Annotated in this window: 10 protein-coding genes, 3 tRNA genes and 7 rRNA genes; 10 read left to right on the top strand and 10 right to left on the bottom strand. The window is 48.4% G+C overall.

Annotated features, from left to right (window positions below; genetic code table 11):
• The first annotated feature begins 108 nt into the window (after window positions 1–108).
• The 9 genes from nadC to mutT all read left to right on the top strand — a co-directional run bounded on the left by nadC (window position 109) and on the right by mutT (window position 8364).
• Window positions 109–990, top strand: coding sequence for a carboxylating nicotinate-nucleotide diphosphorylase (gene nadC / locus AC5YB1_RS03650; protein WP_494520758.1), 882 nt, complete (start codon window positions 109–111; stop codon window positions 988–990).
• 759 nt (window positions 991–1749) lie between these two features.
• Window positions 1750–2166, top strand: a complete 417-nt coding sequence (locus tag AC5YB1_RS03645; RefSeq protein ID WP_494521571.1) for a prepilin-type N-terminal cleavage/methylation domain-containing protein — start codon at window positions 1750–1752, stop codon at window positions 2164–2166.
• Window positions 2167–2243: 77 nt separating this feature from the next.
• Window positions 2244–3953, top strand: a complete 1710-nt coding sequence (gene pilB / locus AC5YB1_RS03640; protein WP_494520757.1) for a type IV-A pilus assembly ATPase PilB — start codon at window positions 2244–2246, stop codon at window positions 3951–3953.
• A 46-nt stretch (window positions 3954–3999) separates the two neighbouring features.
• Entirely contained in the window at window positions 4000–5277 is a 1278-nt protein-coding gene (locus AC5YB1_RS03635; RefSeq protein WP_494520756.1) for a type II secretion system F family protein, read from the top strand.
• Window positions 5278–5377: 100 nt separating this feature from the next.
• A complete protein-coding gene (locus AC5YB1_RS03630; protein ID WP_494520755.1) occupies window positions 5378–6289 on the top strand; it encodes a prepilin peptidase in 912 nt (303 codons plus the stop codon).
• Window positions 6290–6332: 43 nt separating this feature from the next.
• Window positions 6333–6938, top strand: coding sequence for a dephospho-CoA kinase (gene coaE, locus AC5YB1_RS03625; RefSeq protein WP_494520754.1), 606 nt, complete (start codon window positions 6333–6335; stop codon window positions 6936–6938).
• Window positions 6939–6945: 7 nt separating this feature from the next.
• A complete protein-coding gene (gene zapD, locus AC5YB1_RS03620; RefSeq protein ID WP_494520753.1) occupies window positions 6946–7680 on the top strand; it encodes a cell division protein ZapD in 735 nt (244 codons plus the stop codon).
• Window positions 7681–7758: 78 nt separating this feature from the next.
• Window positions 7759–7971, top strand: a complete 213-nt coding sequence (gene yacG / locus AC5YB1_RS03615) for a DNA gyrase inhibitor YacG (protein WP_494520752.1) — start codon at window positions 7759–7761, stop codon at window positions 7969–7971.
• 3 nt (window positions 7972–7974) lie between these two features.
• Window positions 7975–8364 (top strand): 8-oxo-dGTP diphosphatase MutT, encoded by a 390-nt coding sequence (mutT, locus tag AC5YB1_RS03610; RefSeq protein ID WP_494520751.1) that lies wholly within the window; start codon window positions 7975–7977, stop codon window positions 8362–8364.
• Window positions 8365–8795: 431 nt separating this feature from the next.
• On the opposite strand, the gene rrf (AC5YB1_RS03605) is transcribed toward mutT, so the two are convergent.
• The 3 genes from rrf (AC5YB1_RS03605) to AC5YB1_RS03595 form a co-directional block, all read right to left on the bottom strand.
• Window positions 8796–8911, bottom strand: a 5S ribosomal RNA gene (rrf, locus tag AC5YB1_RS03605).
• Window positions 8912–9016: 105 nt separating this feature from the next.
• A 23S ribosomal RNA gene (locus AC5YB1_RS03600) occupies window positions 9017–11910 on the bottom strand.
• 339 nt (window positions 11911–12249) lie between these two features.
• Window positions 12250–13796, bottom strand: a 16S ribosomal RNA gene (locus AC5YB1_RS03595).
• Together the 16S, 23S and 5S rRNA genes form the textbook arrangement of a ribosomal RNA operon.
• 1517 nt (window positions 13797–15313) lie before the next feature.
• Here AC5YB1_RS03595 and AC5YB1_RS03590 point away from each other — a divergent pair.
• A protein-coding gene (locus AC5YB1_RS03590) for an IS630 family transposase (protein ID WP_494518896.1) occupies window positions 15314–16349 on the top strand; the annotation gives its coding sequence in 2 pieces (ribosomal slippage) (window positions 15314–15772 and window positions 15774–16349; 1035 coding nt in all).
• 374 nt (window positions 16350–16723) lie between these two features.
• Here AC5YB1_RS03590 and rrf (AC5YB1_RS03585) read toward each other — a convergent pair.
• From rrf (AC5YB1_RS03585) to AC5YB1_RS03555, 7 genes are all read right to left on the bottom strand, one after another.
• Window positions 16724–16839, bottom strand: a 5S ribosomal RNA gene (gene rrf / locus AC5YB1_RS03585).
• A 44-nt stretch (window positions 16840–16883) separates the two neighbouring features.
• A tRNA-Thr gene (locus AC5YB1_RS03580) sits at window positions 16884–16959 on the bottom strand.
• Between the two features lie 86 nt (window positions 16960–17045).
• Window positions 17046–17161, bottom strand: a 5S ribosomal RNA gene (rrf, locus tag AC5YB1_RS03575).
• Between the two features lie 104 nt (window positions 17162–17265).
• Window positions 17266–20159, bottom strand: a 23S ribosomal RNA gene (locus AC5YB1_RS03570).
• 329 nt (window positions 20160–20488) lie between these two features.
• Window positions 20489–20564: transfer RNA gene (locus AC5YB1_RS03565), tRNA-Ala, on the bottom strand.
• 135 nt (window positions 20565–20699) lie between these two features.
• A tRNA-Ile gene (locus AC5YB1_RS03560) sits at window positions 20700–20776 on the bottom strand.
• A 126-nt stretch (window positions 20777–20902) separates the two neighbouring features.
• A 16S ribosomal RNA gene (locus AC5YB1_RS03555) occupies window positions 20903–22447 on the bottom strand.
• Between the last annotated feature and the right edge of the window lie 179 nt (window positions 22448–22626).

The raw sequence follows: 22626 nt of genomic DNA, 5'->3' as shown, positions 1-22626 counted from the left end.
GGCATAACACCGCTAGGCATTGACGCCACCCGAATGATTCATCAACGGCACAAATGAGCCTAGGCCGACAACCGTCACCCAAGACTGCTGCTCACAGAGGACAGAAACATGTTGGAAAATGATATAAGACTCGCGGTTAAAATCGCCCTCGAAGAAGATTTAGGCTACCAAGCGGACAGTAATTTGAGCGCCCAAGAGAAGCTAAGTGCCGACATTACCGCCCAACTGATCCCCAGCGATCGCTACGCACAGGCAACACTGATCACCCGTGAAGAGGGGGTGTTTTGCGGTAAGGCGTGGGCAGAACAGGTCTTTAATCAGCTCGGTAGCGAAGTCGCCCTGCATTGGCATGTCGATGACGGCGATCTACTCGTGCCCAATCAAGTATTGTGTGAACTCTCCGGTCCGGCGCGCGCCATCTTAACCGGTGAGCGCACCGCCATGAACTTTATCCAAACCTTATCGGGCGTGGCCACCCTAACGAAACATTATGTCGATAGGATCGCTGGCACTCACTGTAAACTGCTCGATACCCGCAAAACCATCCCAGGGCTGCGCACCGCGCAAAAATACGCGGTCACCTGTGGTGGCGGACAAAATCATCGTATCGGCTTATACGATGCCTTTTTAATCAAAGAAAATCACATCATGGCCTGTGGCTCAATTGCCAACGCCATCAGCGCCGCCCGCCAACTGGCCAGCGATAAACTGGTCGAAGTTGAGGTCGAAAGCCTCGACGAGTTAATCCAAGCCTTAGACGCCCAAAGCGATATCGTGATGCTGGACAATTTCGACGTCACCATGATGTTACAGGCGGTCGAGCTTAATAACCGCTACCCCGAGGCCCTGCGCGCTAAGCTTGAGGTATCGGGTAACGTCACCTTAGACACCATCGGCGACTTTGCCAGCACAGGTGTCGATTACATCTCTGTCGGGGCGCTCACCAAACACCTCAAAGCACTGGATCTCTCCTTAAGATTAAAAGAGTAGTCCTCCTTGCCTCGCTCCTAGGCCAAAAACCTAGGAGCGCTTAAAGCTAAAATCGAGTAGCAAGCAGCTCAAGCCTAGCCCCTACCCCCTAGCATTAGTACCGTCTAACCCCTAACCCCTAGCATTAGTACCGTCTAACCCCTAACCCCTAGCCTTAGTACCGTCTTCCCCTTAGCACCAGTGTACGACTTACGACTGACAACAATTTGACTGACCTTTGCACCTGCGCAACAGACCCGCTCATTTAAGCAACACCATTTTTTTGACGTATCTGGCCTAAGTGTCATTTCTTTAGTTAACGACAAAAAAATGTTAGAACTATTTTGACAAAACCATCTCCCCATTAGACAAATTTATCGCTAAATTAGTACTTTGTTGTCATAGGGAGTTCCATTTAGATTAACTTTGTAATAACGTTGACAGCAGGCGAGATGGCCATTTCGGCCAGCTCACCGCCAAGCTAGACTAATTACTCAGTCGAAAGTCGTAATTCGGCTAAGATAACGGCTAGCGGCAGTGGTGTAGTTTGCCGAAACGACATACGATACACCCATGCAGTACAACTTATTAACATGCTAACTTTCACAAGGTGAACGCTGCAACACAGCAGTGATCCCTCAAGTGAACGGCAGTTAATTAGGTGCGCTAGCTACAACTAGTTAGTTATAAGTTATAAGTAGCTATAAATAGTAAACAATAAGATAAAATTATCGTCCGACGGAGAGCGTAACAATGAAAGGTATCCAATTGAACCAACAAATGAACAACGCTAAGGGTTTCACCCTGATCGAATTGATGATCGTAGTCGCGATCATCGGTATTCTAGCCGCCATCGCACTGCCTGCTTATAGAGACTATGTGGGTTCAGCACACGGTGGCGCAGCAATGAAAGGTGTAAGTGCATATGCATCTAAAGCTGTCACATGCGTTCAATCAGGCGTCGGCTGTGCTTCAATTAACAGCGATATGGAAAACGTAACAGAATTAGGTGGAACAGTAGGAACATTTGACGAAGGTGTTGGTGGAGATATCACTTTTAATGAAGGCAGCTGTAGTGTAACAGCAACAATAGTTGAAGCTGGCACTGTAGCATATACAGCAGTATCAACTGGTTCTGGAGCGACAACCGAACAGTGTGTTGAAGGCGCTGGCGACAACGTTACTGCAGGTTCATAATTAAGTTTTAATTACAAAACCGAGGAACGATTTGTTTCTCGGTTTTGTAAATTAAATCCTTTTAGAAAAGATTTTAGATGCCAACTACCGGTCTTCACTTAGGATTATCCACCCTCTTTATTCGCAAGCAACTCCTGAGCGAAGCCCAGATCGCATCCGCAATCACTCGCTCGCGACAAACGAAACAATCCTTAGTCTCCACCATAGTCGCCGATAAGCTGCTCTCCGCCCGTGAAATAGCCGAGCTCTGTTATGAAGAATATGGCACGCCGCTACTGGACCTTAATGAATTTGACCTAAGCAGCATCCCCGAAGACTTTCTCAATCGTAAACTCATCGAGAAACACCGCTGCCTGCCGCTGTTTAAGCGCGGTAATCGCCTCTATATTGGTACCTCAGATCCCACCAATATTGCTGCCCTTGAGGATTTTCAATTTAGCGCCGGCCTGCACGCCGAGGCGATATTAGTCGAAGATGACAAACTCACCAAAGCGCTGGAAAAGGTGCTCGAAGAGGATATCTCGGCGCTGGATTTAGACGGCATAGATACCGACTCCCTCTCAGGTATCGAAATTACCGATACCGACAAGCATCATGATGAACCTTCGGGGGATTCCAGTGACGATGCGCCGATTGTTATCTATATCAATAAAATTTTGACCGATGCCATCCGTAAAGGGGCGTCGGACTTACACTTTGAGCCTTACGAGAAACGCTACCGCATCCGCTTTCGCGTCGATGGCATATTGCATCAAGTCTCCGAGCCGCCGGTGAATCTCTCGGGCCGCATCTCCGCGCGGCTAAAGGTAATGTCAAAGCTGGATATTGCCGAGCGCCGCGTGCCACAAGATGGCCGCATCAAGATGAAGCTGTCGCGCACTAAATCTATCGATTTTCGGGTGAGCACCCTGCCCACCATCTGGGGCGAAAAAATCGTAATGCGTATCTTAGACTCATCCTCGGCGCAGCTCGGCATCGAAAAGCTCGGCTACGAAGACGATCAGCGCGAGCTGTATGAGCAGATGCTAGCTAAACCCCAAGGCATGATCTTGGTCACCGGCCCTACAGGCTCGGGCAAAACCGTCTCCCTCTATACCGGGCTGAATATTCTCAACACCGAAGAGCGCAATATCTCCACCGCCGAAGATCCGGTCGAAATAAACTTAGAGGGCGTTAATCAGGTTCACATTAACTTAAAAGCAGGCCTCACCTTCGCCTCGGCGCTGCGCTCATTTTTACGCCAAGACCCCGACGTGGTGATGGTGGGGGAAATTCGCGATCTCGAAACCGCAGAAATCGCCATCAAGGCGGCGCAAACCGGCCACTTAGTGCTCTCGACCCTGCACACTAACTCGGCGGCCGAAACCTTAACCCGTTTGATCAATATGGGCGTGCCCGGCTATAACATTGCCAGCTCGGTCAACTTGATTATTGCCCAGCGCCTTGCCAGACGCCTATGCACCGAGTGCCGCGAGCCAGAAGAGGTGCCAGAAGATGAACTGTTAAGGCTCGGCTTCACCCAGATGCAAATCGATGAGGGCTTTACCGTGTATAAGCCAGTGGGCTGCGAGCACTGCTCTGGTGGCTATAAAGGCCGCGTCGGTATCTATGAGGTGATGAAGATGTCAGATGAAATTGCCCGCACCATCATGGAAGGCGGTAATTCGCTGCAAATTGCCAGCCAAGCCAAGGAGCAAGGCATGCGTGACCTGCGCGATTCTGGCCTGCGTAAAGTGATTGCCGGCGTCACCAGCATTGCCGAAATTAACCGTGTGACCAGCTTCTAGTGCCTATTCTCTAGCGCCTAGAAACTTAATCTAACAAGGATAACCCATGGCCAGCCCATCACTTGCCAAAGCAAAAACTTCATCAAAAAGCAAAAAGAGCAAAACGGCTAAGGCGCAGCCCAAGGTCGTCACCTTCGAGTGGCAAGGCACCAATCGCGATGGCAAAAAAACCGGTGGCGAGCTGCGCGGCACCTCGGCTGCCGAAATTAAAGCCCAGCTAAAGTCCCAAGGGGTCAACCCCAAAGTCGTTAAGAAAAAAGCCGAATCGCTATTTAAGCGCGACCCTAAGATCACCGCCATGGATATCGCCATGATGACCCGCCAGATCGCCACCATGTTGGCCGCTGGCGTGCCCATTGTGACCACCTTGGAGATGCTCGGCCGCGGCCATGAAAAACCTAAGATGCGTGAACTGCTCGCTACCATAGTCGGCGATGTACAATCGGGTATCCCGCTGTCGGACTCACTCAGACCCCACCGCAAGTATTTCGACGACCTGTATGTCGACCTAGTGGCCGCGGGCGAGCACTCAGGCTCTCTCGATGCGGTATTTGACAGAATCGCCACTTACCGCGAAAAAGCCGAGGCGCTCAAGTCTAAAATTAAGAAGGCGATGTTTTACCCCGCCGCCGTAGTGATAGTGGCGATTTTGGTGACCGCCTTACTGCTACTGTTTGTGGTGCCACAATTTGAAAGTATTTTTGCAGGTTTTGGCGCCGAACTGCCCGCCTTTACTCAGATGATTGTCGGGATATCCCGCTGGTTGCAAGGCTCATGGTATATCTTTGTTATCGCCATCATTGTTGGTGTATGGGCATTTAAACGCGCCCACTTAACTTCAGAAACCTTTCGTAATCGCGTCGACGAGGCAGTATTAAAAATTCCAGCTATCGGCGACATTTTGCATAAAGGTGCCATGGCGCGTTTTGCCAGAACCTTAGCTACCACCTTCGCCGCTGGGGTGCCATTGATCGACGGTTTAGAATCGGCCGCCGGCGCATCGGGCAACTATGTGTATCGCAAGGCCCTGCTGAATGTGCGCCAAGAGGTGATGTCGGGCATGCAGATGAACGTTGCCATGCGCACCACCGGGCTGTTTCCCGATATGCTGACCCAGATGGTGATGATTGGTGAAGAGTCTGGCGGCCTCGATGAGATGCTCAATAAGGTGGCCAATATTTACGAGATGCAGGTAGATGATGCCGTCGATGGTCTATCTAGCCTTATCGAACCCGTCATGATGGTGGTGATAGGTACCGTGGTGGGTGGCTTGATTGTCGGCATGTATTTGCCCATCTTCGAAATGGGTAACGTGGTTGGCTGATATCATTGACTAAATCATAGGCTGGCGACTGAGCATCATAGATGCCATTGGTCGTAACCATTTAATAGCAAGCAGAAATAGCAAGCAGATAAGTATAATAATGACTCAATTTATCGATTTAATGGCGCAGCACCCTTGGCTGTTTGCCGCCCTCAGTTTTGTGTTTGCCGCCAATATTGGCAGCTTTCTCAATGTGGTGATCCACCGTTTACCGGTGATGATGAAACGCGAGTGGCAGCAGGAATGCAACCACTACCTCAAGGAATACCATCAGCCCTTAATTGCCCCCATCGCCGAGAAACTCGATGCACCTATCGATGCCTTTCCGGCCAAATACAATTTGATTGTCCCTGGCTCATCTTGCCCTAAGTGCAATGCCGCCATCAAACCTTGGCATAATCTTCCCATAGTAGGTTGGTTAATGCTTAAAGGTCGCTGCGCCAGCTGCAGCATGCCAATTTCGGCCCGCTACCCGATAATTGAAGCGATAACCGGCCTTGCCGTGGCGTATTTAGCCCTGCACTTTGGTCCCACTTGGCAATTTGCCTTGGCAACATTGCTTACCTTCGCCCTGTTGGCATTGACCTTTATCGATCTCGACGAAATGCTACTGCCCGATCAAATCACCTTACCGCTACTCTGGTTAGGTTTACTCATTAACCTCAACGGTACCTTTGCCACAAGCACCGACGCCCTTATTGGCGCCGCGGCGGGTTATATGAGCCTATGGAGCGTCTTTTGGGGCTTTAAATTACTCACAGGCAAGGAAGGCATGGGCTACGGCGATTTTAAGCTGCTAGCCGTTTTTGGTGCCTGGTTAGGTTGGCAGATGCTGCCCTTGATCATATTGTTATCATCGGTAGTCGGTGCTTTAGTGGGCATAGCGATGATCGTCAATAAAAAAATTAACTCGGGTAATCCCATTCCATTTGGCCCTTATATTGCCATTGCAGGTTGGATTGCCATGCTGTGGGGCGAACAAATAGTCAGCGCCTACTTGGCCACCCTTTAATCACGTACCTTTGTCTTTTACACTTCGTTGAGGGTTTACAGCCATGGCTAATTTTGTTGTCGGATTAACAGGTGGAATAGGCAGTGGCAAGACGACCGTGGCTAACCTGTTTGCCGAGCTAGGTGTCACCTTGGTTGATGCCGATATTGTCAGCCGAGACGTGGTCGCCAAAGGCAGTGAAGGATTAACTAAAATTGTCGAACATTTTGGCGAAACCATCTTACTCGATAATGGCGAACTTAACCGAGCAGCATTAAGACAACGTATTTTTAGTAACGCTGCCGAACGTGAATGGCTTAACGCACTGTTACACCCGCGAATTAGAGCAGAAATGCTAGCCCAATTAAAAAAAGCCAATTCACCCTACGCTATTTTAGTTGTGCCCTTGCTATTTGAGAACGGTTTAGATAGCTTAGTCAATTGCACTTTAGTGGTTGATATTTCGCCGGAACTACAAACCAAGCGAACCGTCGAGCGCGATGCAGTGAGTGCAGAGCAAGTGCAAAATATAATAAACAGTCAGGCCAGTAGAGCCGAAAAACTGTCAAAAGCTGATGATGTCATCGACAATCATGGAACGATATCAGCATTAAAAGGCAAGGTAGCTGTATTACATAATAAATACCTAACACTAGCCGGCCACACTTGATAATGTCATGAATGAATTGATCTATGAACAGCCACTCAACGAGAAGACCCGCAGCTATTTGCGACTCGAATTTCTTGCCAATCAGCTGCAAAGCAATCTAGATCAAGATCATCAACATCGATGTTTTTACCCACTGTTTTCCTTGTGTGCACTCACCGAGCGTTGTGACTATCGCGGTGAAATCATCAAAGATATCGATAAACAACTGCAACATTTACAGCAGTGGCAAACCCAAAGCGATATCGATAAACAGCAGCTCACCGACTATATCGATAGATTACAAGATGCCAGAAAATGTTTAATCCACTGTCAGCGCCCTGGACAAGCACTCAAACAAGACCGCTTTTTATCCGCACTGAGGCAACGATTTGGTATGCCGGGTGCGTGTTGTAACTTTGACCTGCCCCAACTGCATTTTTGGTTAGCAAAACCCTTCGAAACCCGTCAGCAAGAATATCGAGCCTGGATAGCACACTTCGACTGCTTACTGACTCCAATTAAACTACTGCTTGAGTTAACCCGTAAAACCACCCATTACACCACCACCACCGCGGTCGCAGGATTTTATCAAGGCAGTAGCGACCAAGCCCTATCATTAATTAGAGTGAAACTGGACGCCGCACAGGGGTGCTACCCCACCATTAGCGGTAATCGCAACCGTTACGCCATCCACTTCGTCGGGTTTGAGCAACAAAAACATTCAGACCAAACCATCGACTTTATGTTGGCAACCTGCCACTAAACTGATTACCATTGGCCTAATGCTAATCGACTGAACAGGATCGATTGGTATATTCAACGAGCGTCAATGGGAGCCTTTATGCCAACTGTAGTAAACTGTCCAACCTGCAAAACCGAGGTAGAATGGACTGCCACATCTAAATTTAAACCCTTCTGCAGCGAACGCTGCAAGTTAATCGATCTAGGCGACTGGGCATCAGAGAAACATGCCATTCCGGTTAAACCAGAATTCGATGCCGACTCCTTAGATGCACTCGGGTATGATGAAGCAGATTTTTTCAAGGACAACTAACCAATGAAACGCGTACATGTCGCCGTAGGTGTTGTCATTAATGCCGCTAACCAAGTACTGCTGGCTAAACGTCCAGAGCATCTACATCAGGGCGGAAAATGGGAGTTTCCCGGTGGTAAGGTTGAAAATAACGAAACCACCTCACAAGCACTAATCAGAGAGTTGCAGGAAGAGGTTAACATTACAGTTAGCGATACAACGCCTCTAATGACAATTGCTCACGATTATCCCGACAAACAAGTCCTACTCGACATTCATCTAGTAAAAGCCTTCTCAGGAGAGCCTCGCGGCCTTGAAGGACAAGCTGTCACATGGGCAGAGTTCAATACATTAACAGAATATGACTTCCCCGCCGCTAACAGCCCTATCATAGAAAAACTCCTCTCTTTATAGTGCCATGTAGTCCAATATCTACAGATATTGGACTTTCTATGCCCTAAGTGGATGTAGAGAATGCAGCAGCTATTCACTGCCTATCACATGAATTGCAGCATGCTTTGCATGCGCTACTTAACGCCCATGTTCGAGTGGTCATTTCAATAGCGGTTAAACGAAAAAATCCCCAACACAAAATGCTGGGGATTTATCGTTACTGTTTTGTCTTCACTTTTCTACAAAGTGAAAACCAAAGTGGTGTCTGTTATGGCCAGCTACGCTAAAGCTTCGCGCTCATATGCACATCGCTTACGCGATATTCGCCCTACTATCACATGGGTTACACCTCACTACGTTCGGACTATTTACTTCCCCATGTTCGAGTGGTTAGCTCCAGGCTAAAACGAAAAAAGCCCGTTGCATTAGCAACGGGCTTTATCGTATTAGGCGTCTGGAAATGACCTACTCTCACATGGGGAGACCCCACACTACCATCGGCGCGATTGCGTTTCACTTCTGAGTTCGGGATGGGATCAGGTGGTACCACAATGCTATGGTTTCCAGACAAATTTGGAAATTTAGAAAGCTGTTTTAAATTTGAGTCACACTAAATCAAGTGTCGGTATTCTTTCGCTAAGTATTCACTTAGTTAGAAACCCTTTTGGGTTGTATGGTTAAGCCTCACGGGTCATTAGTACAAGTTAGCTCAACGCCTCACAACGCTTACACACCTTGCCTATCAACGTAGTAGTCTCCTACGGCCCTTTAGAGGACTTAAAGTCCTAGGGATGACTCATCTTAGGGCTCGCTTCCCGCTTAGATGCTTTCAGCGGTTATCGATTCCGAACGTAGCTACCGGGCAATGCCATTGGCATGACAACCCGAACACCAGCGGTTCGTCCACTCCGGTCCTCTCGTACTAGGAGCAGCTCCCTTCAATCATCCAACGCCCACGGCAGATAGGGACCGAACTGTCTCACGACGTTCTGAACCCAGCTCGCGTACCACTTTAAATGGCGAACAGCCATACCCTTGGGACCGACTTCAGCCCCAGGATGTGATGAGCCGACATCGAGGTGCCAAACACCGCCGTCGATATGAACTCTTGGGCGGTATCAGCCTGTTATCCCCGGAGTACCTTTTATCCGTTGAGCGATGGCCCTTCCATTCAGAACCACCGGATCACTATGACCTGCTTTCGCACCTGCTCGACGTGTATGTCTCGCAGTTAAGCTGGCTTATGCCATTGCACTAACCGTACGATGTCCGACCGTACTTAGCCAACCTTCGTGCTCCTCCGTTACTCTTTGGGAGGAGACCGCCCCAGTCAAACTACCCACCAGGCACTGTCCTCAACCCCGATTCAGGGGCCAGAGTTAGAACATCAACACTACAAGGGTGGTATTTCAAGGTTGACTCCACAAGAACTGGCGTTCCTGCTTCAAAGTCTCCCACCTATCCTACACATGTAGGGTCAATGTTCAGTGCCAAGCTATAGTAAAGGTTCACGGGGTCTTTCCGTCTAGCCGCGGGTATACGGCATCTTCACCGCAATTTCAACTTCACTGAGTCTCGGCTGGAGACAGCGTGGCCATCATTACGCCATTCGTGCAGGTCGGAACTTACCCGACAAGGAATTTCGCTACCTTAGGACCGTTATAGTTACGGCCGCCGTTTACCGGGGCTTCGATCATGAGCTTCTCCGAAGATAACCCAATCAATTAACCTTCCGGCACCGGGCAGGCGTCACACCGTATACTTCCTCTTGCGAGTTTGCACAGTGCTGTGTTTTTGATAAACAGTTGCAGCCACCTGGTATCTGCGACTCCCGTCAGCTTAGAGAGCAAGTCTCATCACCAACAGGAGCGTACCTTCTCCCGAAGTTACGGTACCATTTTGCCTAGTTCCTTCAGCCGAGTTCTCTCAAGCGCCTTGGTATTCTCTACCCAACCACCTGTGTCGGTTTGGGGTACGATTCCTGCTAACCTGAAGCTTAGAAGATTTTCCTGGAAGCATGGCATCAACTACTTCAGTTCCGTAGAACCTCGTCATCAACTCTCAGTGTATGTGCACCCGGATTTGCCTAAGTGCACCACCTACAGCCTTAAACGCGGACAACCAACGCCGCGCTAGCCTAGCCTTCTCCGTCTCTCCATCGCAGTTAACAGAAGTACAGGAATATTAACCTGTTTCCCATCGACTACGCCTTTCGGCCTCGCCTTAGGGGTCGACTCACCCTGCCCTGATTAACATTGGACAGGAACCCTTGGTCTTTCGGCGAGGGGGTTTTTCACCCCCTTTATCGTTACTCATGTCAGCATTCGCACTTCTGATACCTCCAGCGTGGGTTACCCCTTCACCTTCAACGGCTTACAGAACGCTCCTCTACCGCACTAGCGCAAGCGCTAGTACCCATAGCTTCGGTGTATTGCTTAGCCCCGTTAAATCTTCCGCGCAGGCCGACTCGACTAGTGAGCTATTACGCTTTCTTTAAATGATGGCTGCTTCTAAGCCAACATCCTAGCTGTCTAAGCCTTCCCACATCGTTTCCCACTTAGCAATAACTTTGGGACCTTAGCTGATGGTCTGGGTTGTTTCCCTTTTCACGACGGACGTTAGCACCCGCCGTGTGTCTCCCGAGTAGTACTCATTGGTATTCGGAGTTTGCAAAGGGTTGGTAAGTCGGGATGACCCCCTAGCCTTAACAGTGCTCTACCCCCAATGGTATTCGCTCGAGGCGCTACCTAAATAGCTTTCGAGGAGAACCAGATATCTCCCGGTTTGATTGGCCTTTCACCCCCAGCCACAAGTCATCACCGCATTTTTCAACATACGTGTGTTCGGTCCTCCAGTTGATGTTACTCAACCTTCAACCTGCCCATGGCTAGATCACCGGGTTTCGGGTCTACACCTTGCAACTAAACGCGCAGTTAACACTCGGTTTCCCTACGGCTCCGCTATTCGCTTAACCTCGCTACAAAATGTAAGTCGCTGACCCATTATACAAAAGGTACGCAGTCACGGTCTCAAGAACCGCTCCCACTGCTTGTACGTATACGGTTTCAGGTTCTATTTCACTCCCCTCACAGGGGTTCTTTTCGCCTTTCCCTCACGGTACTGGTTCACTATCGGTCAGTCAGGAGTATTTAGCCTTGGAGGATGGTCCCCCCATGTTCAGACAAGATGTCACGTGTCCCGTCCTACTCGTTTTCACGTAAAGTTAGTTTTCATGTACGGGGCTATCACCCTGTGCCGCTGTGCTTTCCAACACATTCCACTAACACCCTCTACGCTTAAGGGCTAATCCCCGTTCGCTCGCCGCTACTAGGGGAATCTCGGTTGATTTCTTTTCCTCCGGGTACTTAGATGTTTCAGTTCCCCGGGTTCGCCTCACAACACTATGTATTCATGTTGTGATACATGCTTATGCATGTGGGTTTCCCCATTCGGACATCGTTAGCTCAAATGCTTGTTACTAGCTCGCCAACGCTTTTCGCAAGTTACTACGTCCTTCATCGCCTCTGACTGCCAAGGCATCCACCGTATACGCTTAGTCACTTAACCATACAACCCAAATGAGTTTCACAAGGAAACAAACTTTATCAAGCGGGTAAGCTTGATGTTGTATCGCAACTAATGGTGTTTACTTTCGCCAAAAGAATACTCATGAATCATCATTACAATGATTCGGCACTTGATTTAAGTGTTTGAGAACTCAATTTTAATTTTCGCGTCAATGCTACAAATAATCACGTACAAGTACGTCACTATCCCTTTCACATTAACACTATCAGCTTTCCAAATTTTTAAAGAACAAGCATCGCCGTTAAGACGTGCCACCTGCTCTAACAAGAACAAGTTATCTGTGTGAACACTCAACAAACATTAAGTTAGTCGTATAGGTAAGGAGGTGATCCAGCCCCAGGTTCCCCTAGGGCTACCTTGTTACGACTTCACCCCAGTCATGAACCACACCGTGGTAAACGCCCTCCCCGAAAGGTTAAGCTATCTACTTCTGGTGCAGCCCACTCCCATGGTGTGACGGGCGGTGTGTACAAGGCCCGGGAACGTATTCACCGTGGCATTCTGATCCACGATTACTAGCGATTCCGACTTCATGGAGTCGAGTTGCAGACTCCAATCCGGACTACGACAAGCTTTGTGAGATTAGCTCCACCTCGCGGCTTTGCAACCCTCTGTACTTGCCATTGTAGCACGTGTGTAGCCCTACTCGTAAGGGCCATGATGACTTGACGTCGTCCCCACCTTCCTCCGGTTTATCACCGGCAGTCTCCCTAAAGTTCCCACCATTACGTGCTGGCAAATAAGGATAAGGGTTGCGCTCGTTGCGGGACTTAACCCAACATTTCACAACACGAGCTGACGACAGCCATGCAGCACCTGTCTCAGAGTTCCCGAAGGCACTAAGCTATCTCTAGCGAATTCTCTGGATGTCAAGAGTAGGTAAGGTTCTTCGCGTTGCATCGAATTAAACCACATGCTCCACCGCTTGTGCGGGCCCCCGTCAATTCATTTGAGTTTTAACCTTGCGGCCGTACTCCCCAGGCGGTCTACTTAATGCGTTAGCTTGGGAACCCAGTGTTCAAGACACCAAATTCCGAGTAGACATCGTTTACGGCGTGGACTACCAGGGTATCTAATCCTGTTTGCTCCCCACGCTTTCGTACCTGAGCGTCAGTCTTTGTCCAGGGGGCCGCCTTCGCCACCGGTATTCCTTCAGATCTCTACGCATTTCACCGCTACACCTGAAATTCTACCCCCCTCTACAAGACTCTAGTCTGCCAGTTCGAAATGCAATTCCCAGGTTGAGCCCGGGGCTTTCACATCTCGCTTAACAAACCGCCTGCGTACGCTTTACGCCCAGTAATTCCGATTAACGCTTGGACCCCTCGTATTACCGCGGCTGCTGGCACGAAGTTAGCCGGTCCTTCTTCTGCGAGTAACGTCACACCTAAACGCTATTAACGCTTAAGCTTTCCTCCTCGCTGAAAGTGCTTTACAACCCGAAGGCCTTCTTCACACACGCGGCATGGCTGCATCAGGCTTGCGCCCATTGTGCAATATTCCCCACTGCTGCCTCCCGTAGGAGTCTGGGCCGTGTCTCAGTCCCAGTGTGGCTGATCATCCTCTCAGAACAGCTAGGGATCGTCGCCTTGGTGAGCCATTACCTCACCAACTAGCTAATCCCACCTAGGTACATCCAATCGCAGAAGGCCCGAAGGTCCCCTCTTTTCCCCCGTAGGGCGTATGCGGTATTAGCAGTCGTTTCCAACTGTTATCCCCCTCGACTGGGCAGTTCCCTAGGCATTACTCACCCGTCCGCCGCTCGTCAGCAAAGAAAGCAAGCTTTCTTCCTGTTACCGCTCGACTTGCATGTGTTAGGCCTGCCGCCAGCGTTCAATCTGAGCCATGATCAAACTCTTCAATTAAAGTTTTGGTGTTTGACTTACGTCAAACGGCTCAACGAATTCTGTTCGAACTAATCTTGCGATTAATTCTTTGTACATATTGCTATGAACACTCATCACCTCTCCTGAGAGAAAGTGAAAGAATAGGTTGATTTAATTCTTTGATTGCCAACCCGAAAGTTAGGCAATTTCGATTAACTCAACACCTGTGAGTGTCCACACAGATTTCTTGTTTCATCTTGTTAAAGAGCGTTGCTAGCATGAGAGAATCAATCTTTCATTTAGCCGCCGTTGACGCTAGGTCGTTGGCTTAGGGATGCGTATTTTACACTTCCCGTTGTTGGCGTCAAGTGCTTATTTTAAGAAGTTTTCCAAGCGATGTTTTCTTGAACAGAAGTCATCAACCGAAGCCCTTAAAAGCGCTTATCACCTGAGTTAATCTCCGAAGAGTTCAACTCGTTAACACCGCTGCAAGTCCCGTACTACCTAGGTAGTTGGCCTGCTGTGCCGTGTCAGTGGATGCGCATTATAGGCAGTTCTCGGATGGGCGCAAGGGCTTTTTTCACTAAAAAAGCAATTAGTTTTTATACCTCACTTAAGCACATAGACCACACTGGTTATGCACAGACTTACCCACAAAATAACAACCTAACGCATAAACTAATCAAACTTATCACTGCTTCACGACGAAACTATCACAGCGAATAAGGTTCGCTTGGAACAACAAAATTACATAATTCCCCTATGGTCTAAACCTTTACGGGCTAACGAAGGTATTTAAAACAGCAGCAGCTTAAATATAGTTACTTATCGGTGCTGTACGAACATGTACAAAATAAAGTGAAGCCATAACATTCCTTTATAAATAATGCAGCAATGACACTTCGCTAATAGCACTTCACTTTAGGCAGATTTCACAAGCATCGCCCAACTGGACGTGACTCACTTGTCAGTACAGACGTACTTACTGGCATATAAGGCGACTCCAGCCCTTTAATCATTTCTCATTGCTCAAGCTTCCGCCCTACCCAGCATAACTAAACCTTAATTGCACAGTGTTGGCAGTGTCTTAACCAGAGTTCCTTATCTAGTAAGGTATTCTAAAATTTTGCTAACAGATTTGAGCAAATATCTGATGTAGAACACTGATATTTCTGTTCGAAATAGAGTCAGCAGCCACCTGTAATTGTCTTAAGCAATGTAGGTAAGTATAAAAACAATAAAGCCCTAGCCACTTCTTTCCATTCGAGATTTGCTAGGGCTTTTTCGAATCTCTTTCGAAAATAATTAGGTATCTGGAAATGGCAGGCTACGAGTAACCTCTTCGCGTTGACTCACATGGATGTGAGCAATGTCATAAACGCATGGATGTAGTTTCTGATCAAGCTCAGCCAGGTGGCGACCATCACTGATGGCGGAAGTGTCGATATTGAACGACGATAAGGATATAGGAAGTAACGTAACGCATGCAGTTGTTATACCAATCTAAGTAAAAATATGATCTAATTGTATTTATCATATTCTCTTCATTTGTTGTTATGGATAACTTTAAGAATACCGACTTTAATTCACTAGCTCGTAAGCAAACATCTATTCAAATGAAGATGCGGCTACTTGCACTTGCTCATTTTCAAGATGGAAAGTCCCGAACACAAATTGCACGTTTTTTGAAAGTGAGTAGAACGAGTGTTAATAAGTGGGTACATGTCTTTTTAGAGGAAGGCTTAGCTGGGTTGCAAGAGAAGCCACGTACAGGTAGGCCACCATTTCTTAGCAAGAAACAACAAGCCCAACTCGCTGACTATATAGAAAAAAGAGCAAATAGCGATCAAGGTGGTAGATTGACGGGGGCACATATTCATAGCTACATTTTATCTGAGTTTGGTAAAAGCTATCATCCTGACTCAATCTATTATTTGTTGAATCATATGGGGTTTTCGTGGATAACCTCACGCTCTAAGCACCCAAAACAATCAATTGAAGCCCAGGAGGAGTTTAAAAAAATTCCAAATTAAAACGATCCTTAAGATCCCCGGGCACCTTTCTTTAGATCGCATTGATATTTGGTTTCAAGATGAAGCAAGATTTGGCCAACAAAATACGACAACGAAGATTTGGGCCAGAACGGGTACCAGACCACGGGTTGTACGGCAGCAGCAATTCGAATATGCATACCTATTTGGTTCTGTATGTCCTAATAGGGGCATAGGTCAGGCAATAGTCGTTCCATGGACGAGCAAGGAAGCGATGCACCTCCACTTAAAACAGATCTCGGACGTCACTGATATAGATCGACATGCTGTCGTGATAATGGATGGAGCCGGTTGGCATACCGAAGGTATCGCAGATGAATTCAAAAATGTCAGCATCATCAAATTACCGCCTTATTCACCAGAGCTAAATTCAATCGAACAAGTATGGAGCTGGATGCGCCAGCATTGTCTCGCCAATAGAGTTTTTAGAAATTATGAAGACATTGTCGATAGCGTTTGTGATGCCTGGAATACCTTTACCGATAGTTCAGAACGAGTGACACAAATGTGTTCTAGGGACTGGGCAAATATGACCAGTTAGTTTTCCAGTTTGGTATTACCGAGGAGCTGCTATCGACCGACCTAGGGGTAGTGATTCATGCTTAGTTCGAGGCGGAGAGTTAAACATCTTACACATCCCCAAACGCAAAAAAGCCACCTTATTCAGGTGGCTTCTCTACTACTCTTTACGAGTAAAATAGGCGTCTGTCATGGTCAGCTTCGAGCTAGCTCTCCGCGTTCAGCTCCAGCATCAAGCTGCGCTTGATAAGCGCAGACGCTTCACCCTACTCTACATGGGTTTGAGCCTCACTACGTTCGGACTATTTACTTCCCCATGTTCGAGTGGTCATTTCAAAAACGGTTAAACGAAAAAATCCCCAACACGAAGTGCTGAGGATTTATCGTTTATTAGGCGTCTGGAAATGACCTACTCTCACATGGGGAGACCCCACACTACCATCGGCGCGATTGCGTTTCACTTCTGAGTTCGGGATGGGATCAGGTGGTACCACAATGCTATGGTTTCCAGACAAATTTTGTTGATACTGTGTATTTAAACTCAATATCTAAATAATGGTGCTGATACCCAGAATCGAACTGGGGACCTCATCCTTACCAAGGATGCGCTCTACCGACTGAGCCATATCAGCACAAAACTCTACGTGAATCAGATGTCTTACATAAAATTGCATCTTTCACTTAACTATTTCATTTTCATATCGAAAACAAATTAGGCGTCTGGAAATGACCTACTCTCACATGGGGAGACCCCACACTACCATCGGCGCGATTGCGTTTCACTTCTGAGTTCGGGATGGGATCAGGTGGTACCACAATGCTATGGTTTCCAGACAAAATTGGAAATTTAGAAAGCTGTTTTAAATTTGAGTACACTAAATCAAGTGTCGGTATTCTTTCGCTAAGTATTCACTTAGTTAGAAACCCTTTTGGGTTGTATGGTTAAGCCTCACGGGTCATTAGTACAAGTTAGCTCAACGCCTCACAACGCTTACACACCTTGCCTATCAACGTAGTAGTCTCCTACGGCCCTTTAGAGGACTTAAAGTCCTAGGGATGACTCATCTTAGGGCTCGCTTCCCGCTTAGATGCTTTCAGCGGTTATCGATTCCGAACGTAGCTACCGGGCAATGCCATTGGCATGACAACCCGAACACCAGCGGTTCGTCCACTCCGGTCCTCTCGTACTAGGAGCAGCTCCCTTCAATCATCCAACGCCCACGGCAGATAGGGACCGAACTGTCTCACGACGTTCTGAACCCAGCTCGCGTACCACTTTAAATGGCGAACAGCCATACCCTTGGGACCGACTTCAGCCCCAGGATGTGATGAGCCGACATCGAGGTGCCAAACACCGCCGTCGATATGAACTCTTGGGCGGTATCAGCCTGTTATCCCCGGAGTACCTTTTATCCGTTGAGCGATGGCCCTTCCATTCAGAACCACCGGATCACTATGACCTGCTTTCGCACCTGCTCGACGTGTATGTCTCGCAGTTAAGCTGGCTTATGCCATTGCACTAACCGTACGATGTCCGACCGTACTTAGCCAACCTTCGTGCTCCTCCGTTACTCTTTGGGAGGAGACCGCCCCAGTCAAACTACCCACCAGGCACTGTCCTCAACCCCGATTCAGGGGCCAGAGTTAGAACATCAACACTACAAGGGTGGTATTTCAAGGTTGACTCCACAAGAACTGGCGTTCCTGCTTCAAAGTCTCCCACCTATCCTACACATGTAGGGTCAATGTTCAGTGCCAAGCTATAGTAAAGGTTCACGGGGTCTTTCCGTCTAGCCGCGGGTATACGGCATCTTCACCGCAATTTCAACTTCACTGAGTCTCGGCTGGAGACAGCGTGGCCATCATTACGCCATTCGTGCAGGTCGGAACTTACCCGACAAGGAATTTCGCTACCTTAGGACCGTTATAGTTACGGCCGCCGTTTACCGGGGCTTCGATCATGAGCTTCTCCGAAGATAACCCAATCAATTAACCTTCCGGCACCGGGCAGGCGTCACACCGTATACTTCCTCTTGCGAGTTTGCACAGTGCTGTGTTTTTGATAAACAGTTGCAGCCACCTGGTATCTGCGACTCCCGTCAGCTTAGAGAGCAAGTCTCATCACCAACAGGAGCGTACCTTCTCCCGAAGTTACGGTACCATTTTGCCTAGTTCCTTCAGCCGAGTTCTCTCAAGCGCCTTGGTATTCTCTACCCAACCACCTGTGTCGGTTTGGGGTACGATTCCTGCTAACCTGAAGCTTAGAAGATTTTCCTGGAAGCATGGCATCAACTACTTCAGTTCCGTAGAACCTCGTCATCAACTCTCAGTGTATGTGCACCCGGATTTGCCTAAGTGCACCACCTACAGCCTTAAACGCGGACAACCAACGCCGCGCTAGCCTAGCCTTCTCCGTCTCTCCATCGCAGTTAGCAGAAGTACAGGAATATTAACCTGTTTCCCATCGACTACGCCTTTCGGCCTCGCCTTAGGGGTCGACTCACCCTGCCCTGATTAACATTGGACAGGAACCCTTGGTCTTTCGGCGAGGGGGTTTTTCACCCCCTTTATCGTTACTCATGTCAGCATTCGCACTTCTGATACCTCCAGCGTGGGTTACCCCTTCACCTTCAACGGCTTACAGAACGCTCCTCTACCGCACTAGCGCAAGCGCTAGTACCCATAGCTTCGGTGTATTGCTTAGCCCCGTTAAATCTTCCGCGCAGGCCGACTCGACTAGTGAGCTATTACGCTTTCTTTAAATGATGGCTGCTTCTAAGCCAACATCCTAGCTGTCTAAGCCTTCCCACATCGTTTCCCACTTAGCAATAACTTTGGGACCTTAGCTGATGGTCTGGGTTGTTTCCCTTTTCACGACGGACGTTAGCACCCGCCGTGTGTCTCCCGAGTAGTACTCATTGGTATTCGGAGTTTGCAAAGGGTTGGTAAGTCGGGATGACCCCCTAGCCTTAACAGTGCTCTACCCCCAATGGTATTCGCTCGAGGCGCTACCTAAATAGCTTTCGAGGAGAACCAGATATCTCCCGGTTTGATTGGCCTTTCACCCCCAGCCACAAGTCATCACCGCATTTTTCAACATACGTGTGTTCGGTCCTCCAGTTGATGTTACTCAACCTTCAACCTGCCCATGGCTAGATCACCGGGTTTCGGGTCTACACCTTGCAACTAAACGCGCAGTTAACACTCGGTTTCCCTACGGCTCCGCTATTCGCTTAACCTCGCTACAAAATGTAAGTCGCTGACCCATTATACAAAAGGTACGCAGTCACGGTCTCAAGAACCGCTCCCACTGCTTGTACGTATACGGTTTCAGGTTCTATTTCACTCCCCTCACAGGGGTTCTTTTCGCCTTTCCCTCACGGTACTGGTTCACTATCGGTCAGTCAGGAGTATTTAGCCTTGGAGGATGGTCCCCCCATGTTCAGACAAGATGTCACGTGTCCCGTCCTACTCGTTTTCACGTAAAGTTAGTTTTCATGTACGGGGCTATCACCCTGTGCCGCTGTGCTTTCCAACACATTCCACTAACACCCTCTACGCTTAAGGGCTAATCCCCGTTCGCTCGCCGCTACTAGGGGAATCTCGGTTGATTTCTTTTCCTCCGGGTACTTAGATGTTTCAGTTCCCCGGGTTCGCCTCACAACACTATGTATTCATGTTGTGATACATGCTTATGCATGTGGGTTTCCCCATTCGGACATCGTTAGCTCAAATGCTTGTTACTAGCTCGCCAACGCTTTTCGCAAGTTACTACGTCCTTCATCGCCTCTGACTGCCAAGGCATCCACCGTATACGCTTAGTCACTTAACCATACAACCCAAATGAGTTTCACAAACTAATGTTTACAAAACACATCCTATCAAGCGGGTAAGCTTGATGGCTGTATCGCAACTAATGGTGTTTACTTTCGCCAAAAGAATACTCATGAATCATCATTACAATGACTCGGCACTTGATTTAAGTGTTTGAGAACTCAATTTTAATTTTCGCGTCAATGCTACAAACAATCACGTACAAGTACGTCACTATCCCTTTCACATTAACACTATCAGCTTTCCAAATTTTTAAAGAGCGGGCTTAAAAAAGCCAAAGATAAATTTTGCATTTATCTTTGGCATCTCTATCCATGTGCAAGTAAATGGTGGAGCTATGCGGGATCGAACCGCAGACCTCCTGCGTGCAAGGCAGGCGCTCTCCCAGCTGAGCTATAGCCCCATTTACATGCAGTCAAACAAATATATCGAATGCCAAATAATTTTGGCGAAGCCAAATCGAGTTTAGTCAAGGTAACTTGTTGCGACGTTTAGTTCACTAAACGAGTAACAAGTTAACGTAGAATAAACGAAGATTTGGTGGGTCAGAGTGGACTTGAACCACCGACCTCACCCTTATCAGGGGTGCGCTCTAACCAGCTGAGCTACAGACCCATTCTTTTTGGTTATTTAATTCTAACTGAATCAAATCCCTCAAAAATTATCTTTCGATATTTTGCTCTTTCTTTCTATCAAGTAATCTGTGTGAACACTCAACAAACATTAAGTTAGTCGTATAGGTAAGGAGGTGATCCAGCCCCAGGTTCCCCTAGGGCTACCTTGTTACGACTTCACCCCAGTCATGAACCACACCGTGGTAAACGCCCTCCCCGAAAGGTTAAGCTATCTACTTCTGGTGCAGCCCACTCCCATGGTGTGACGGGCGGTGTGTACAAGGCCCGGGAACGTATTCACCGTGGCATTCTGATCCACGATTACTAGCGATTCCGACTTCATGGAGTCGAGTTGCAGACTCCAATCCGGACTACGACAAGCTTTGTGAGATTAGCTCCACCTCGCGGCTTTGCAACCCTCTGTACTTGCCATTGTAGCACGTGTGTAGCCCTACTCGTAAGGGCCATGATGACTTGACGTCGTCCCCACCTTCCTCCGGTTTATCACCGGCAGTCTCCCTAAAGTTCCCACCATTACGTGCTGGCAAATAAGGATAAGGGTTGCGCTCGTTGCGGGACTTAACCCAACATTTCACAACACGAGCTGACGACAGCCATGCAGCACCTGTCTCAGAGTTCCCGAAGGCACTAAGCTATCTCTAGCGAATTCTCTGGATGTCAAGAGTAGGTAAGGTTCTTCGCGTTGCATCGAATTAAACCACATGCTCCACCGCTTGTGCGGGCCCCCGTCAATTCATTTGAGTTTTAACCTTGCGGCCGTACTCCCCAGGCGGTCTACTTAATGCGTTAGCTTGGGAACCCAGTGTTCAAGACACCAAATTCCGAGTAGACATCGTTTACGGCGTGGACTACCAGGGTATCTAATCCTGTTTGCTCCCCACGCTTTCGTACCTGAGCGTCAGTCTTTGTCCAGGGGGCCGCCTTCGCCACCGGTATTCCTTCAGATCTCTACGCATTTCACCGCTACACCTGAAATTCTACCCCCCTCTACAAGACTCTAGTCTGCCAGTTCGAAATGCAATTCCCAGGTTGAGCCCGGGGCTTTCACATCTCGCTTAACAAACCGCCTGCGTACGCTTTACGCCCAGTAATTCCGATTAACGCTTGGACCCCTCGTATTACCGCGGCTGCTGGCACGAAGTTAGCCGGTCCTTCTTCTGCGAGTAACGTCACACCTAAACGCTATTAACGCTTAAGCTTTCCTCCTCGCTGAAAGTGCTTTACAACCCGAAGGCCTTCTTCACACACGCGGCATGGCTGCATCAGGCTTGCGCCCATTGTGCAATATTCCCCACTGCTGCCTCCCGTAGGAGTCTGGGCCGTGTCTCAGTCCCAGTGTGGCTGATCATCCTCTCAGAACAGCTAGGGATCGTCGCCTTGGTGAGCCATTACCTCACCAACTAGCTAATCCCACCTAGGTACATCCAATCGCAGAAGGCCCGAAGGTCCCCTCTTTTCCCCCGTAGGGCGTATGCGGTATTAGCAGTCGTTTCCAACTGTTATCCCCCTCGACTGGGCAGTTCCCTAGGCATTACTCACCCGTCCGCCGCTCGTCAGCAAATTAGCAAGCTAATTCCTGTTACCGCTCGACTTGCATGTGTTAGGCCTGCCGCCAGCGTTCAATCTGAGCCATGATCAAACTCTTCAATTAAAGTTTTGTTGAATCTTGCGATTCGGCTCAATGAATTCTGATTCCGTTTAAAAGACTCGGAAGAATCTTAAAAACGTTTGTACATATTGCTATGAACACTCATCGTTACATTGATTTAATTCTTTGATTGCCAACTCGAAGGTTAGGCAATTTCGATTAACTCAACACCTGTGAGTGTC

The sequence above is a fragment of the Shewanella sp. 433 genome (genome assembly GCF_059338565.1).
Note: the sequence above shows the minus strand (reverse complement) of the source record. Positions and strands in the feature narration are given on the sequence as shown.

Excerpts from the sequence above, each read along its gene's own strand:
- yacG (WP_494520752.1), top strand. The coding sequence starts at position 7,759 with ATGCCAACTGTAGTAAACTGTCCAACCTGCAAAACCGAGGTAGAATGG.
- AC5YB1_RS03645 (WP_494521571.1), top strand. The coding sequence starts at position 1,750 with ATGAACAACGCTAAGGGTTTCACCCTGATCGAATTGATGATCGTAGTC.
- AC5YB1_RS03635 (WP_494520756.1), top strand. The coding sequence starts at position 4,000 with ATGGCCAGCCCATCACTTGCCAAAGCAAAAACTTCATCAAAAAGCAAA.
- coaE (WP_494520754.1), top strand. The coding sequence starts at position 6,333 with ATGGCTAATTTTGTTGTCGGATTAACAGGTGGAATAGGCAGTGGCAAG.
- pilB (WP_494520757.1), top strand. The coding sequence starts at position 2,244 with ATGCCAACTACCGGTCTTCACTTAGGATTATCCACCCTCTTTATTCGC.
- mutT (WP_494520751.1), top strand. The coding sequence starts at position 7,975 with ATGAAACGCGTACATGTCGCCGTAGGTGTTGTCATTAATGCCGCTAAC.
- zapD (WP_494520753.1), top strand. The coding sequence starts at position 6,946 with ATGAATGAATTGATCTATGAACAGCCACTCAACGAGAAGACCCGCAGC.
- nadC (WP_494520758.1), top strand. The coding sequence starts at position 109 with ATGTTGGAAAATGATATAAGACTCGCGGTTAAAATCGCCCTCGAAGAA.
- AC5YB1_RS03630 (WP_494520755.1), top strand. The coding sequence starts at position 5,378 with ATGACTCAATTTATCGATTTAATGGCGCAGCACCCTTGGCTGTTTGCC.